Origin of the sequence: Nitrospira sp., from assembly GCA_037045225.1 — a bacterium.
Classification (GTDB): Bacteria; Nitrospirota; Nitrospiria; order Nitrospirales; family Nitrospiraceae; genus Nitrospira_A.
This window is the reverse complement of the sequence record JBAOHZ010000009.1, coordinates 3,678,262-3,694,512: the sequence shown is the minus strand read 5'-3', so window position 1 is coordinate 3,694,512 and position 16,251 is coordinate 3,678,262. Positions and strand designations below refer to the sequence as shown.

Genomic DNA, 16,251 nt, shown 5'->3' with positions numbered 1-16,251 from the left:
ATGCCCGATCTATCGATTCCGCAGCATATCCTGGATCAGATTGTCGCGCATGCCCGCGAGTTAGCGCCGTTCGAGTGCTGCGGTCTGCTTGCCGGCACGAATAAGACTGTCACGCACCTCTACCGCATCACCAATATCGTGGCCGTCGAAGGCGCGGAAAAACTCTCCACCTTCGATGACGACAAGGTCGCCCATCTTGAACGGCTGTCCCCGGAAGAACGAGCTGAGATCGCCTTCGTGATGGACATGGCGGATTTTTCGGCCGCCAAAAAAGACATTCGCAAAAACGGCTTGGACCTCCAGGTGGTCTACCATTCCCATCCGAAAGACCCGGCGCGCCCCTCCCACACCGACATCAAGATTGCCACCGACTACGAAGAAATCTGGGAACGTATCAATCTTCCTGTCCCAGCCTACTTGCTCGTGTCGCTCATGCACTCCCCCGCAGCGGACATTCGCACCTACTGGATCACCGACGGCAAGGTTCGCCCTGCCGACGTGCATATCCTGTAGACATCGCGCCGCTGCGACAAAACCACCCGGCTCCCTCTACCAATCGACCGGCAACGATGCCATAATTACGTTTTGACCTTGTCGCGGAAGGGAGCATTCGATGCGTTCTGGCCTGCTCATTCTCGGACTCATTCTGTGCCTGACCGGAGTGACGAACCCTGGACACACCTCCGCCGCCGAAAAGAGCTACTACAGCCCCATCATCAACGTGGACGTCGAAAACAGCCGCATTCTGATCTCAACGCTCGGCGCGGTGTTTTGGGTGGAGGTTCCCGAGGAGGCCAAGGCTCACATCGAAAAACTACCGCAGTCAGGGCTCGTCGATATTGTGGTGGAAACACGCGAGGGGCAACCGCCGCTGCTGAAAACCTGGAAGGTCAAATCCGGCGAATCCACCTGTCTGCACTTCGACGGAAAAGTCTGCAAGTAGGGAAGAAGCGTTGCGCTTGGCCCTAACTTGGTTGGGTTGGTATATATCTCCGCATATAATGTGTGACGTAGGCATCAGATAGCTTCGCATCTGCCAGCCCTGAATTGATACGCTGAATGTATTCCTGTTTAGGGCTGCCTTCGACCGTCACTGGATCCACATAGACGAGCGCCACTTTGGCAAGCCCCTCATGCAACACCGGAAGCTCGGCCTTCTGATACGAGCCTGAACTCACGCCTTCATACTTATCCAACGACGCTTCATCCGTTGCAGAAATTTCGAACAGGACACCTTCGACGTAGTCATTCATCGATTCAACGACGTTCGCGTATCCACGCTTCGAAATAATCCAACGGTAATCGAGAAGACAGGCGACACCAACTTTCTTGCTTTGTGAGCATCGTTTTTCCATTTGGGCGCTCCACATATTGGAGCCGTAGGCAAAGTAGAGTCGCATGATTAGTGCCTCGCCTCAGCTGCGCGCTTTCTTTGCTGCGAGTCGGACGCCTTGTTGCTCGAGTTACCTTCGAGACGAGAGGAAACTTCTTGTGGTGCCTGATGGACTCAATGGCTAGGCTCACGTCGAGATCCGGCCAATATAGGTGAAGGAAAACTGAACCATGGAGAAGGAAATTCTGTGCTTCCCTTGGTTTCCTTCATCCCTATTCGAGCCCCACTCGAGTAGGGTTTTTGCGATGGGCAAAGATTAGCGCGAAGAAAGACTGACTGCCATACGTTTGTATGGCGCGTACAGAAGGAATGTCGCAACATCAAACGCTGGAGTTGAACGGTGGCGTAGCCATCCGCCTTGAACATGTTGTTAGCCCCAGCCTTGTTGACGACGAGCAAGGTACTGCTCGTACTTCTTGCGAGTAGCAAGGCTCAAGCTGTCTTGCCTAAGGTAGTTGCGTCGTGCTTCGAATGTAATATGACCGAGAGAGTGAGCTCTGGATAGACGTCCGTTGCAGGCTCGGCAAGCGAGAACCAAATTTGTTAGCTCGTCACGGTCTGGAGCCGATTGCGGAAGTAGGTGATCTACTTCTGCAAAATAATAGTGTTCAAAGGACGCAAGTAGATCGCAACTGCAATACCGACAGTGGCCTTGATCGCGTTCAAACACCTCATGCCACCGATCGGCACCAGCCTTCATGGAGCCCTCCAAAGGACTAATAATGTTTAGGTCGTTCGCATAAGTGCCGAATCAGCAAAGTTCTATACATGTAACAGGCCAGCAATTGTCGTGAAGGATGGACAATCGTCGTTGTCGGCTCATGAGTTGCGCTCATGAAACCATTTATTGCGTGACCTTATGCGGATCGGCGCCATGCACCCACTTTGAATGACTTCACAGCCGCTTCGACGCCGTCAGAGATATCGATTCAGGCCAGCCCTCCAAGGAGAGTCGGCGACAACCGGCCCACCATCTCAAGGAGGATTACTGGGGCATAATAGCATGGGGGATTCGACACACCACATCCGATGCGGCACTTCTCACAAATGACGTAGCACTATTCCGAACTGCCCAACATGTCGTCGACCAGGGGACGGTTGATATCCGTACACCCCATACAAATGGTATCGAAGAGCGATTCGTGGTCGGACACGAAATTGCGCGGATCGACCAGATTTTCGGCAAAGACCTGTTCGTAACACACATCACACAGCATCATGAGACCACGTGACACGGACACTGTTTTCCGGCCTGTACTCCCCGCCATAACTCCCTTCCTTTCTATATACGTTCCGGTGCGCGCAGCTCGCGCTACACCGATCCCTTTTGCCTTGCGATCCAGAAATCTTCAGGCTCCAGATCAACACCACACACCGCACACTCATAAATCGATTGCCCCTCCGGCAACCGGATTTCCGTCCGGTCGATCCGGCCTCGACAGACATGATAAAACCGCCCCCGGGCGTCCTCATTATCGAGCGGATCGCTTTCGTATATCAGCACCATGTTTTCCTCTTGCTCCTTCGTATCAAGGCATGAACCGTCGTTCGTCTCTCGCATCTCGTCGTTCGCAACGAGGATCAGAAGGCATCGTGCTGCGCCATACAATCTTCACGAGATGCGCTTCACGAACGACGCTTCACGAGATTGTCCTCCTGCTAGATCTTGAACTGGGCCTCGTACAGCCCGGCGTAGACCCCGCCCCGTTTCATAAGGGCGTTATGGTTTCCCTCTTCAACAATCGTCCCCCGCTCCACGACAATGATACGATCCACATCGTGGAGCGTCGCCAGGCGGTGCGCGATGATGAACGTCGTTCGTCCCTTGGTCAGCTCATTTAAGGCTTCGCGAATCTTCACTTCGGTTTCAGTGTCGATATTGGAGGTGGCCTCATCAAAGATGATGATCGGCGGATCTTTCAGGAGCACACGGGCAATCGACACCCGCTGCTTCTGTCCGACCGACAATTTCACCCCGCGCTCCCCGATCCAGCTATCATACCCATCCGGCAGTCGGGTGATAAAGTCATGGGCTCGCGCCGCGCGGGCGGCCGCCTCGATACGCTCATGACCGGCCGACAAATCGCTATAGACGATATTCTGACGCACGGTGCCGTTGAAGAGAAAAGGCTCCTGCTGCACCAGGCCGATCTGGCCTCTCAAAAAATCAAGCGGCAGATCTCGCACATCATATCCATCCACCAGCACCGCGCCACTGCGGACGTCGTAAAATCGCATCAACAGCTTCAATAACGATGTTTTTCCGGCTCCGCTCGGCCCAACCAGGGCGATCCGTTCACCCGGCCTCACCGTGAGATTCACATCGGATAAGACGGCGCCGTCCTTTTGGTAGCCGAACCCTACATGCCGATATTCCACCGCACCGCTCATCCGTTCCGCGGGTCGCACGGCACCGGGCCGGTCTTCAACTTCCGGCTTGGTGTCGAGAATCTCGAATACGCGCTCGCTGGCCGCCAGCGCATGCTGCAGCATGTGATTCAAGGAATGGATTTCATTGATCGGGGTATAAAAAAGTCCGAGGTAGGAGAGGAACATCACCAACTGGCCGACCGTCAATTCCCCCGCGAGCACTTCCCCTGCGCCGTACCACAAGATCAACACCGTGCCGGTGCTGCCCACAAACACCATACCCGGCCAGTACCAGGACCAGAGGAACATGGCTCGCAGGCTGTTCTGACTGTATGCCTGGCTCAAGGTCTCAAACCGTTTCCGTTCATACTCATGCTGATTGAAGCCGATCGTCTCCTTGATGCCGGACAAGGCATCCTGGAGATAGGCGTTGAGGTCCGCCACACTTTTACGCATCTCGGCATAATATCCGTGCACCCGGCGCGTAAACCAGGCGGCACAGACGATCAGGATCGGAATGGGCAGCAGCGAAAGCAGTGCGAGCTTCCAGTTCAGGAAAAACATCATGATCGTGATGCCGACCAGGGTCAGCGAGGCCGTCAGCAACCCCTCAAGCCCATCCACGAAGATCCGCTCGACATGTTCGGTATCGCTGGTCACCCGGGTCATGATCTCGCCGGTCGAGCGGTTCTCGAAATAGCTCAACGACAGGCGTTGCAGCGCCCCGAACACCTGCATGCGTAACGCGTGAACGGCCTTTTGTTCGAGCAGGTTATTGAACCGGACCCGCATTGAACTCATCACGTTCCGCAGGACATAGGAGCCAAGTAGCGCTCCCAATACTCCGGGCAACATCTCAGGACGCTTCGACTGGATCACATCGTCGATGATGATCTTGACGAGATACGGCGGAACCAGTTCGAGCGCCGTGGCGAGACCCGCGCATAGGAAGGTCACCACCGCCAGCATCCGGAACGGTTTCAGGTACGACAGGACGCGTAGAAGCGAGCTCACGACGACTCGGGGATCCGCGACGGATCAGATGACACTGGCTGGTTCCTTCTGCCAATACTTCTGAAATTCATCCATCTGGGTGAGAGTGGAGAAGTCGGTCATGCGGTCGATGAATAACGTGCCGATGAGATGGTCCAGCTCATGTTGAATACAGACGGCGTACAAGCCGCTGGCTTCGAAATCGAACGGCTTCGCATTCCGATCCAACCCGGTCACTCGAACGGTCGAAGGGCGCGTCACTTTGCCTCGCAATCCATCGACGCTTAAGCAGCCTTCCCATCCTTCAACCTGCTCAGGCCCGTAAAACTGGATCGTCGGATTGATGAGGACCGTCTTGGGAAAACCGCCTTCACCGGGACAATCCATCACGACGAGCTGCTGCGACCGCCCCACCTGCGGAGCGGCTAGACCGATCCCCGGTTCGTCGTACATGGTTTCGAACATATCGTCGATAAGTTGCTGAAACGCCGCTTTTTTTATCTCCCCCAGGGTCAGAGGCAGGGCCTTCTGCCGGAGAATCGGATTACCGAGTTTACTGATCGCCAAGATCGCCATCCTGCACCTTTTCTGTCAATATCTATCTCATTACGCGAGCAATTCAACCCGCGCAACCGGTCTCTTCCATACCTACCACGGCCTTTTGATGCTCCGCAACCACCAGAATCCGGTCGTCAGCCGGCCCGTTTCCGGCTCTTCGGCTCCGGCATTTCAAACGTCTCTTTCGACTGATTCCACCATTCGATCCATTCCTGCGCCCAAGCCTGGCGATCCTGCTTGCTGGAGGCATCCCAGTCGTGAAATTCCGTCTCATGCCGGGTTAAGGTCCAGAGCGACTGCACGGCAGACAGGGCCACGAACCGTTCGTCGTCTCCCAGCAGATCGATGAGCGGTTGAATCACCTCTTTCCGACGGACATACCGCGCTTCAACCGCCGCCGCCTTGCGAATCGACGCATTGGCATCTTTGGTCATGACTTCAATCGCCGGCGCGGCTTGCATCGGATCGAGCCGCACGGCAACCCGGAGGGCATGCTCACGAATGCGGGGAATTTCGGAATCGAGTCTCGCCGTGTCCAGCAAGGCCGGCACCGCTGCCGGAGACTTGATCATCGACAGCGTCTCAATGGCATTGTACCGAATGCGAGGACCGGGCAGCGAGAGCGCCTTCGTCACCACCGATAGCACCGGCTCGCCCAAGTGCACGAATTCACCCATCGCCCAAAACTCCTGCTTCCCCTCCAACAACGGTAAGAGCGCCTCAGCCCGCTGCAGTTCCTCAGGGGTGAGGGCCTTGGTATTCGGAGCGACCGACACATCCGGAACCGGCTCGGACTTGGGCGGCGCCTCATACGGCATCTGCACCGGCCACACCACGGAGGCCGACCACGCCTGCCCCAACATCCCTCCCATCAAGCCCAGACACATCACACCACGGATCACCACCCGACAGACCACCTGACGGCTCAATCCCTTCATAATGACGTACCCCTTACAGTCTTGATCATGAATATGGAACGGTCGGTTCCTGGCCCCGTTCGACCGTTCGCGTGCTCGCCGTGCGACGATGCACGACTTCATACAATACCGGCAATACGACAAGGATCAGCACGGCCGCCGTGAGCATCCCGCCCACCACCACCCGGGCCAGCGGTTGTTGCGCCTGCGAACCGATCCCGGTGGCCAAGGCCGCCGGGAGCAACCCGATGGCCGCCGCCAGTGTCGCCATGAGAATCGGGCGCATCTGCACATCCGCGCCCTTCAACACAGCCTCGCGCAAATCCAGCCCGTTGAGACGAAAATCCTCGATACGTGAGATTAACAGGACTCCTCCGAGAATCGCTACTCCCAGCGTCGAAATCACACCCACCGCCGCAGAAATGCTGAAATGGGTACCAGTAAAGACCAGCGAGAAAATGCCTCCGATCAACGCAAAGGGAACCGTGACCAGCACCAAGAGCGCATTCGTAAGCGAGTTGAACGTCGTATAGAGGAGAAAGAGGATGATCACGAGACTTACCGGCACGATCATGGTCAGCCGTTTCTGTTCGGCCGTCAATTGATCGTACTGGCCGGCCCATTCAAGCCGATACCGCTCCGGGAGCGAAACCGCTGTGGCCATCTTCGCTTGCGCCTCCTTCACTGTGCTCTCGAGGTCGCGATCGCGCACGCTGAACTTGATGGGAATATAGCGTTCGTTGTTTTCCCGATAAATAATGAACGCGCCGGTCTGCGTTCTGATCGTCGCCACCTGTTTTAAAGGGATCCGCGCACCATCCGGCGTACTCACGAGAATATTTCCGATCGTTTCGGCATCCCGTCGAAATTCGGGCAGAAAGCGGACGACCAAATCGAAGAGTCGCTCCCCCTCGAACACCTGGGTTACTCCCTGCCCTCCCACCGCCGCCTGTACGACCGCATTGACATCGGAGACTCGCAGTCCATAGCGGGCACTGGCCTCCCGATCCACCTGGATCAACAGATTGGGCTGTCCGACCAAGCGGAAAATTCCCAAATCCTTCACGCCTCGCACGCCCTTCATCACCGCTTCGACCTCGACCGCCTTCGCTTCCATGGTCTTCAGGTCGTTGCCGAAAAGCTTAATGGAGTTCTCTCCCTTCACGCCGGACATGGCCTCTTCCACATTGTCTTGAATGACTTGCGAAAAGTTGAAGACAATCCCGGGAATGACTTTTAGCCGCGCCTCGATCTCCTCCACCAACTGGTCCTTGCTCAGCCCCGGCCGCCACTCCTTCTGCGGCTTCAGATTCGCGAGGAACTCCGCGTTGAAAAAACTCGTGGGGTCGGTTCCATCGTCGGGTCTCCCGAGCTGAGAGACGATCGTGACCACCTCGGGCGACTGCCTGAACATCTGCCGGATTTCTCCGGCCAAGCGAGCAGCCTCGTCGTAGGAAATATCGACCGGCATGGTCGCGCGGACCCACAGATTCCCCTCCTCCAGTGCCGGCATGAATTCTCCACCGATGAATTGCAGCGCCCCGAATGCCCCGACCAGCAGCACCAGCGCCGCGCCGATCACTTTCACGTTGTGGCGCAGAGCCCATTGCAACACCGCCAGATAGGTCCGGCGAATCGCACCGACAAACCGCGTATCTTCTTCCTTCACCACACCCGTCAACAGAAGGGAGCAGAGCACCGGCGCCAGCGTAAACGCCATGAGCAGCGCGCCAAAGAGGGCAAAACCATAGGTGATGGACATCGGCGCGAAGATCTTTCCCGGTACCCCGGTCATCGTGAACAGGGGAATGAACGCCACGACGATGATGGCCGTGGAAAAGAAAATCGGCTGGCCCACCTGGCGCGCGGCGCGCACAATTTGTTGCGGCACGGTGAGACCCAAACGGCGATCATGGCCGAGATGGAAAAAAATACTCTCCACCATCACCAGCGTCGCATCAACGATGATGCCGAAATCGATCGAGCCGAGTGAAATAAGGTTGGCCGACTGCCCGATCATCACCATCATCGTGAACGTAAACAGCAACGACATGGGAATCGTCAGCGCCACAATGAGCGACGCACGGAAATGCCCGAGAAAGACGAACAGGATCACGAACACGAGGACCATGCCGCTGATCAAAATGTCAGTGACCGTTTCAACCGTGGTATGGATCAGAGCGGTCCGGTCATAGAAGGTCTTGATCTTCACCCCTTCCGGCAATTTCCACTTATTCAGCTCCTCGACCTTGTCCCGCACCCGCTCCAGGACGGACAGCGCCTTGTACCCGCGCTGCAGGAGAATCACTCCTTCCACCACGTCGTCGTGGTCGTCGATTCCGACCTTGCCCAACCGCACCCGATGCCCCACCGACACGGTTCCCAGCGTCTTCACGAAAATGGGAGTGCCTTCCTTTGCGGCCACCATCACATTTTCAATGTCCGCCAGACCGTTGATCAGCCCCAGGCCACGGATATTGTAGTTTTGAGCGCCCACTGTCAGGTAATTGCCGCCGACGTTGGCGTTACTGTTCGTCAAGGCCTCCATGACCTGCGCCAGACTGACCTGATAGCTGATCAATTTCCCGGGATCGATATCGACGTGATATTCCTGCGTCGTTCCTCCGAAGGCCGTCACATCGATGATGCCCGGGACGCGACGGAACTCGCGCCGAACCTGCCAATCCTGAATCGTCTTGAGGTCCGTCAGGCTCGTCTTTCCGTCGCCGGCCAGTTCGTAGCGGTAGATCTCCGCGATCGCCCACCAAGGCGACAGAGCCGGTTGCACGTTTTGAGGAAGACTGACGGTGGCCAGACGATTGATGACTTCCTGCCGGTCAAAAAAGTACTGCGTCCCGAAATCGAAATAGATCTTCACGTCGCTTAACCCGAAAATCGAGAGCGAACGGATATCGGTGAGGCCCGGCATGCCGTTTAAGGCGACCTCGATGGGAACCGTGATTTGCCGTTCGATTTCTTCCGCGGACCAACCGGGGAACTGGGTGATCACCTCCACCATCGGAGGCGAAGGGTCCGGATAGGCAACGATGTCGAGCTGTTGGAAGGCATAGAGCCCGCCGAAGAGAAGAGTGAACCCGAGCGCACAGACCAGGAAACGCTGGACGAGCGAGAGCTCGACGATTCGCACGATCATGAGACGAGGACCCGCCGGCGAGAATAGACATGCAGGATGATGCGCTGACTCATTACCTCGCCTCTTGTCCCTTCACCAACACCGCGCCCTTGATCACAATGCGCTGACCGGACGTCAACCCCTCCAGAATGCGAACCTGGCCACCGGAGACGTTCGACACCAGTACCTCGCGCTTCTCGTAGTGCTGAGGCGTATCCACCACATAGACGAAATGTTTCCCGTCGATCTCGACGACCGCCTCTTTGGGAATCGTCAGGAACGGCGTCGCATCACCGACGTCCAGCCTCAGCCGAGCAAACATTTCCGGCTTGAGGCGCTGATCGCGATTGTCGACCCAGGCCCGAACTTTGATGGTACGGGTGTTCGGATCGACGACATCCCCGATCGACGCCACGACGGAAGCGAAATCGGTCCCCGGATAGGCCTCCACATTGATACGTCCCACCTGACTGACTTTCACCAAGGCGAGGTCCCGCTCATAGACATCGGCCACGACCTGCAACCGATCCAGATCGGCCACCGTGAATAAGACCTGGCCGGCGTCACTGCCGACAGACTGCCCAGGAGTGACGGCCCGCTCGACCACGGTGCCGGTCAAGGGACTCTTCATCTCGAAGCGCGAGGTAATACGCTGTTGAGCGAGCGGCTTCTCCAACTCTTGAGCCGGAATGCGCAAGGACAACAACCGCTCTTTCGCTCGCCGGAATTCAGCCCGCGCTTTGATCAAATCGTTCTCGGCCTGCTTGAGGTCCTTCAGGGCCAAAGCCTTGGTGGCAAACAATTCCTTCGCAAGTTCCTGCGCCCGCGTGGAGTACTCCAACTCGGAGGCTTCTTTCACGAACTCCGAATAGGCGGCGGTAATATCGGAACTGTCGATGACCAGCAACGTCGCGCCGGCCTCCACGTGGTCGCCCAGCTTGGCCCGCACCTCCACCACACGTCCTTGCAGCGGAGAGGAAATTTTCGAATACCGGTCTTCGCCGTAGGCCACCTTGCCGACCAGGACCAGCTCGGGTTGGATGGGTTTGAAATCCACCACGGCCGTTTCGATCTGCCCCGTGGACTGTGGCGGAGACTCAACGGCAACATGTTCCGGGGTGACGGGTGGCTTCGAAGACGCTGGTTCCTGCGTTTGGCTACAAGCCCACAGCGACAGCGCCGCGGCCATTCCTGCGATCGGCCTCGCCCCAGAGATCATGAGGTAATCTCCTGCCCGACCGAACTCTCCAATTGAAACAGGTTCCGCTGATAGGTAAAGAGGGCCTCGATGAAATTCTGTTGGATTGTCCGGGACGTCCGCGCGGCGTCGAGGAGATCCAAAATCGTGGCGCCTCCCCGCTCATAGGCGCGTTCAACGATGGTGAAGGTGGAACGGGCATCTTCCAGGACTCCCGCCAGATAGGCTTCCACCAGCCGGCGACTCTGGAGGAGATTGCGGTAGGCCACATCCACCTGGTTTTCCACCTGATTCACCGTGCGATCCAATTCAGCCTGCGCGGCCTGCACGCCGACTTCAGCCTGGACGATCCCGCCTTGGTTCCGATTGAATAACGGCAGGGGCACTCCGAGATTTAGGATTCCCATCTGCTGGTTGTCGGGACCTCGCGAGCCCTGCACCGAATAACCTGCGCCGATCGTCACATCCGGAATCCGAAAGGCTTTGGCCAGTTTGAGATCCGCCTCTCGTTGCGACAGAGTCGCCCGCCGGCTCTTGATATCGGGGCGGACATCCAGGGCCACCGACCTGAGCCGTTCCATGTCGGGATCCACGCGCCGGTAGTCCATTTCGGTCGTCAGCTCCAGCTTCGACGCCGGAGAGAGCCGCAGCAGTTGCCGGAGATCGGCTCGGGCGGACTCGCCCTCCTGAATCGCCTCGATCACTTGAGATTGGAAATCCACCACCTGGAGACGAATTCGGATCAGATCGACTTCGGCAATGTAGCCCTTCTTAAAACGGATCGTATTGACGTCCAGAATACGCGCAAATCGGTCTCGGTTTTCTTCGGCCAGAGACAACCGGCGCTGTGCCACCAACACTCGATAGTAGGCGTCCTTGATCGTGAACCCCAACTGCCGGACGGCATCTTCAAAATCCGCTTCCGCCGACTGCACCCCGAAGCCGGCGCTTTCGATGCGGTAGCCGCGCTTGCCGGCCAATTCAAACAATTGCTGCACCTGCATGGTGAGGGCGCCGGTTTTAGCCAGCGTATTGCCCTGCGTAAACGAAGCCACGTTTCCCACCTGCGCCACCGGATTCGGAAAGAGCCGTGCGGTAATCTGTTGTCCTTTGCTGGACTCGATGCCATACCTGGCGATCAATAAATCCAGGTTCTGCTTCAGGAACAAGGCCATCGCCTCGGACAGGTCCAGACGGGCCACCGGCGGAGAAAAAGGGGTCGTCTTGGCCGGAGTCGGCTCAGTCGCCTGCGCAATCCCGCCACCAAGCAGACCAAGACCTAGCAGGCCGATCACCAGCCAGAGCCCACGACTCAAAGCCGATGGACAGGAGCCGTCCTTCCGGCGATTTCTGAATTGGAACATATCGTCACACAGTGTGCAGGAGTATCGAACCATGCAGGACAGCGCGCGCATTATACTGATTCTCCAGTGCATTTGAAACAAGACCCGTACCCATCACTCACTGCATTTTTAGCTCCGTCCAGGCCCGGTCATAGAGGCGGATCCCCCGGCCGACATCCTTCATCCATTCCAATCGACCCAGTTGGTCAAGCGGCGGATAGACCGCCGGATTATTCCTCGTTGAGGCGCTCACCAATTCCCGGGCCGGCCGGGAAGCGGAGGCAAAACGCAGCCGCTCCGACGTGCGCGCCGCAACCTGAGGCTCCATGAGATAGTTGATAAAACGCATGGCTAACTGTTTCTGAGGCGCCGTCCGAAGCACCACCAGGCAATCCGCCCACAAAGTCGCCCCTTCCTTCGGGACCACATAACGAATGGAAGGCCGCTCGGCCATGGCCCTCGCCACCGGTCCTCCCCAGGCATGCGCCAGGACCACCTCCCCTGAAGCCAACAACTGATCGTAATGATCACTCGTATAGAGCTTCACCAGGGGTTTCTGCTGCAGCAACCGCTCCTTTGCCGCCTCGATCACCTGCGGATCCGTGCTGTTCATCGATTGCCCCATGGAACGCAACACCGCGCCGAAGACTTCACGCTGGTCGTTCAACATACTGATGCGGCCTTTGTAACGCGGATCCCAGAGGATCGCCCAACTATCCGGCGGCGTTGGGATCACCGCGGAGTCGTATCCGATCCCCACGCTACCCCATAGATACGGAACCGAGTAACGTCGCTCCGGATCGAAGGGCAGAGCTTGTAAATGCGGTTCCAAGAACGAGGCGTTGGGGAGCGCCGGCTGGTCCAACTCACTCAGCAGCCCCTGCTGGATCATGATGGCCACCATGAAATCGGAGGGTACCGCGACATCATACCCCGTGGCTCCGCTCTGGAGTTTGGCCAACAACTCTTCATTGCTGCTGAAGGTATCGATGACCACCTTCACGCCCTCGCGTCGTTCGAAGTCCTGAATCAGCTTAGGCCCTACATAGTCGGACCAGGTGAAGTAATGCAGGACCGGTCGGTTCCCGGCAGGATCACCGACTGAATCTTGCCCGCAGGAAGACATGGTCAGTACCAAACAGATGAGGCACAGCCCCCATTGGCTCAACCATCGAAGACGAGTCCCCACTTACACCTCGCGGCGTTGCAGATGAAGGGAGAGGGCAACACAGGCCATGGAAATGGCCAGCAGCAGCGCGGACAGCGCATTGATCTCAGGCGTCACACCGGATTTGATCATCGAATAGACCTTCAACGGCAGGGTCGTCGCGCCGGGACCGGCCGTGAAGAACGTCACCAGAAAATCGTCGAGCGAGACCGTAAACGCCACCAGCACCGCGCCCCAGATCGCCGGACGCAAGAGCGGCAACGTGACATGCCGGAAGACCTGCCAGGAGTCCGCGCCCAGATCGGCCGCCGCCTCGCCTAACGCCGGATCTAATTTGCGTAACCGCGCGCGGATCATGATGGTGACCAGCGGAATATTAAACGCAATGTGGCCAAGGATCACCGTGGTGAGACCAAGCGGCATCTTGAGCAGCACGAAGAGCAGCATCAACGCCACGCCCATCATGACTTCCGGAATGACGAGCGGCAGCACCAACCCGCCTTCGATGAGCTGCTGCCGGCGCAGGGGCATGCGCTCCATGCCGAGCGCCATCAGCCCGCCCAGCAGGGTCGCGCCGATAGTCGAGCTCACGGCAATGAGCAGGCTATTCGCAGTCGCGGCGAGCAGCGCCTCGTCATGCCAGAGTGCGACATACCACTTGAGCGTCGTTCCTCGCCAGGCCATCGACAGGTGGGCGGTATTAAACGAGTAGAGCACCAGCACGAAAATGGGGCCATAGAGAAACAGCATGGCCAGAATGCTGACGAGGCTTAGGCTCGCCAATCCTCGCCTCATCGTCCCTCCAGCGGCCCGGCAGCCCGGGCAGCATGACGATAATACAACCCCACCGCGGCCGTCACGATCCCCATCAGCACGAAGGACACCGCCGATCCCAAGGGCCAGTCACGCACCACCAGATACTCGTGTTGAATGAGGTTGCCGATCATCATGCTTCTCGCCCCGCCGAGGAGGTCCGGTGTGATGAACGAGCCGATCGACGGGATGAAGACCAGGACACAGCCGCCGACGATGCCCGGCATGGTGAGTGGAACCACGATCCGCGTGAAGACCGCCCAACGCGAGGCGTACAGATCCCAGGCCGCCTCCACCAGGAGCGGGTCCAGCCGTTCCACGGCGACATAGAGAGGCAACACCATAAAGGGAAGGTACCCGTATACCAGTCCGATCACGACGGCCGCCGGTGTGTACAGCAATTCAAGCGGGGCGTCCACTATTCCGAGCGCGAGCAACAGGCCGTTCACAAGGCCGTCCTGGCGCAGCACAATCATCCAGGCGTAGGTTCGTACGAGAAAATTCGTCCAGAACGGTAACATCACCAGCAGCAACAACACCGGCTGCCACCGGGCCGGACTTCTGGCGATCATGTAGGCGAGCGGAAACCCGAGCACGAAGCAGATCGCCGTGGTGAGACTCGCGTACAAGAACGATTGCCCGAGAATCTTGCCGTACAGGGGATGCCACAGATCCAGATAATTCGCCGCCGTGAACTCCCATACAATGCCGCCGTAGGTTCCACGGGAGGCAAAACTGATCGCGAACACCAAGGCCAGCGGCGCCAGAAAAAACAGGCCCATCCACAGCAGACCGGGAACGGCCAGCCAGCAGGAACGGCAGGCAGACCCAAGAGGTGCGGAGGAAGATGATGTGTTGCGGACAGGCATGGTCACTCGAAAAATACCCGCGCATCAGCCAAGGACCAGTGGAGAAACACCGGATCTCCCGCGGTGAACGGAGCCTGCGATGTGCCCGAGGCCATTCTAGTTTCCCATACACGGTCACGGCCGACCCGTACCAAATACTTCGTGTCACTCCCGGCAAAGAACACCTTCTCCACCCGGCCGGAGAGTACCGGATCGGAAGTAGACAGCCGCTCGTGCGCCATCCGGATATGTTCCGGCCGAAGCGAGAGTGTGGCTGAACGACCGGCCTGTTCGGTGGAAGCGATGCGTACGGAAACCGATGGCTGCTCGTGATCGGCCGGCCGAAACACGCGCTCCTCCCCGACCAAAGATCCGATCGTACCCGGCAATTCGTTCGACACGCCGAGAAATCGAGACACAAACAAATTACACGGCCGCTCATAGACCTCGCGTGGGCTCCCGACCTGCCACATGCGCCCCTGGTGCATAACGGCAATACGGTCCGACATCATCATCGCCTCTTCCTGATGATGCGTGACACAGACACAGGTCAGCCCCGCCTGCTCTTGGATAGATTTCAGCTCAACCTGCATGGCCTGCCGCAGCTGTTGATCCAACGCCGCCAACGGTTCGTCGAGCAAGACCACAGCCGGTGTGTTCACCAAGGCACGAGCCAGAGCCACACGTTGCTGTTCGCCGCCCGACAATTGAGAGGGCATCCGCGTTTCTCTACCAAACAGCTTGACCATCCCCAAGGCCCGGCGCACCTGCTCATCGATGCGCGCGGACGAGATGCGACGCATCCTCAGGCCGAAGGCCACGTTGTCGAACACGGTAAGGTGAGGAAATAAGGCGTAGGATTGAAACACCAGATTCACCGGCCGGCGATTCGGCGGCACACCGAGCATCGATTGCCCGTCGATCAGCAGGTCGCCTTCGTCCGGATCTTCGAAACCCGCCAGCATGCGCAAGACCGAGGTTTTTCCTGCTCCACTCGGACCGAGAATGGAAAAAAACTCGCCACGCCGGACCTGGAAGCTCACCTGATCCACGGCCGTGACCGCACCGTGGCGGCGCACGATCCCACGGATATCGATCGTCGGAGGTATGGAGGGAATAGATGGGTCAGAAGGGTACAACGGAGGGGTGGAAAACGTGGCCATCGAAGGCTAAATTCAAACCGCCGCGCCGACAGCCACGGCTCACTGATCCAAATCAACTTTGGCGCTGACATCGCGCAAGTGCTTCCGCACCCGCACCCGATGCTCATGTTTCCGCAACAGTTCACGGCGAATGACGTCCCGATCCTCCGCCACAATGCGCACCAGCCGATCGTTATCTTCGGCATGATTCCGCACCAGCTCAGACAAGCGCTGGACCTGTCGTTCCAAGCGTTCCAGTCGCCACACCATTTCCATCATCGGATTCGCGGCCTCGATATCGGGTTTAACGACTGCCCGACGGGCATTCTGTTTCTTCATGTCCGCTCCTTCGCATTGAGCTCGACCGGATGTCGG

The 16,251-nt window shown here is 57.9% G+C and carries 16 protein-coding genes; 2 read left to right on the top strand and 14 right to left on the bottom strand.

Features of this window, described 5'->3' with window-relative positions; translation table 11 throughout:
- Both V9G17_18215 and V9G17_18210 read left to right on the top strand, forming a co-directional pair.
- Nucleotides 1-513 carry a M67 family metallopeptidase gene (locus tag V9G17_18215; GenBank protein MEI2754531.1) on the top strand — a complete coding sequence of 171 codons (513 nt, stop codon included), beginning with the start codon at nt 1-3 and terminating at the stop codon, nt 511-513.
- Nucleotides 514-613: 100 nt separating this feature from the next.
- On the top strand, nt 614-943 hold the full coding sequence (locus V9G17_18210) for a hypothetical protein (protein MEI2754530.1): 330 nt from the start codon (nt 614-616) through the stop codon (nt 941-943).
- A gap of 22 nt (nt 944-965) precedes the next feature.
- Here the strand turns inward: V9G17_18210 and V9G17_18205 are convergent, their stop codons facing one another.
- The 14 genes from V9G17_18205 to V9G17_18140 form a co-directional block, all read right to left on the bottom strand.
- Nucleotides 966-1,400, bottom strand: coding sequence for a gamma-glutamylcyclotransferase family protein (locus V9G17_18205; protein ID MEI2754529.1), 435 nt, complete (start codon nt 1,398-1,400; stop codon nt 966-968).
- Nucleotides 1,401-2,451: 1,051 nt separating this feature from the next.
- The gene (locus V9G17_18200; protein MEI2754528.1) at nt 2,452-2,661 is read right to left on the bottom strand and encodes a hypothetical protein; all 210 of its coding nucleotides are present in this window, start codon (nt 2,659-2,661) and stop codon (nt 2,452-2,454) included.
- A gap of 44 nt (nt 2,662-2,705) precedes the next feature.
- On the bottom strand, nt 2,706-2,900 hold the full coding sequence (locus tag V9G17_18195) for a hypothetical protein (protein ID MEI2754527.1): 195 nt from the start codon (nt 2,898-2,900) through the stop codon (nt 2,706-2,708).
- 152 nt (nt 2,901-3,052) lie between these two features.
- Complete coding sequence (locus V9G17_18190) at nt 3,053-4,777, bottom strand: ABC transporter ATP-binding protein (protein MEI2754526.1); 1,725 nt, start codon at nt 4,775-4,777, stop codon at nt 3,053-3,055.
- A 24-nt stretch (nt 4,778-4,801) separates the two neighbouring features.
- Nucleotides 4,802-5,332, bottom strand: a complete 531-nt coding sequence (def, locus tag V9G17_18185) for a peptide deformylase (protein MEI2754525.1) — start codon at nt 5,330-5,332, stop codon at nt 4,802-4,804.
- Nucleotides 5,333-5,448: 116 nt separating this feature from the next.
- Nucleotides 5,449-6,252, bottom strand: a complete 804-nt coding sequence (locus V9G17_18180; GenBank protein ID MEI2754524.1) for a HEAT repeat domain-containing protein — start codon at nt 6,250-6,252, stop codon at nt 5,449-5,451.
- Nucleotides 6,253-6,277: 25 nt separating this feature from the next.
- Nucleotides 6,278-9,385, bottom strand: a complete 3,108-nt coding sequence (locus tag V9G17_18175; protein MEI2754523.1) for a CusA/CzcA family heavy metal efflux RND transporter — start codon at nt 9,383-9,385, stop codon at nt 6,278-6,280.
- Between the two features lie 52 nt (nt 9,386-9,437).
- On the bottom strand, nt 9,438-10,583 hold the full coding sequence (locus V9G17_18170) for an efflux RND transporter periplasmic adaptor subunit (protein MEI2754522.1): 1,146 nt from the start codon (nt 10,581-10,583) through the stop codon (nt 9,438-9,440).
- Entirely contained in the window at nt 10,580-11,926 is a 1,347-nt protein-coding gene (locus V9G17_18165; protein ID MEI2754521.1) for a TolC family protein, read from the bottom strand. Before V9G17_18165 ends, V9G17_18170 begins: the two co-directional genes overlap by 4 nt.
- 97 nt (nt 11,927-12,023) lie before the next feature.
- Nucleotides 12,024-13,094, bottom strand: a complete 1,071-nt coding sequence (locus V9G17_18160) for a spermidine/putrescine ABC transporter substrate-binding protein (protein MEI2754520.1) — start codon at nt 13,092-13,094, stop codon at nt 12,024-12,026.
- Nucleotides 13,095-13,868, bottom strand: coding sequence for an ABC transporter permease (locus V9G17_18155; protein ID MEI2754519.1), 774 nt, complete (start codon nt 13,866-13,868; stop codon nt 13,095-13,097). It lies immediately after the preceding gene.
- Nucleotides 13,865-14,755, bottom strand: coding sequence for an ABC transporter permease (locus tag V9G17_18150; GenBank protein ID MEI2754518.1), 891 nt, complete (start codon nt 14,753-14,755; stop codon nt 13,865-13,867). The genes V9G17_18155 and V9G17_18150 overlap by 4 nt, the downstream gene beginning before the upstream one ends.
- 2 nt (nt 14,756-14,757) lie before the next feature.
- Nucleotides 14,758-15,897: an ABC transporter ATP-binding protein gene (locus V9G17_18145; protein ID MEI2754517.1), complete on the bottom strand. Its 1,140-nt coding sequence runs from the start codon at nt 15,895-15,897 to the stop codon at nt 14,758-14,760.
- Between the two features lie 39 nt (nt 15,898-15,936).
- Nucleotides 15,937-16,215, bottom strand: a complete 279-nt coding sequence (locus V9G17_18140) for a hypothetical protein (protein MEI2754516.1) — start codon at nt 16,213-16,215, stop codon at nt 15,937-15,939.
- Between the last annotated feature and the right edge of the window lie 36 nt (nt 16,216-16,251).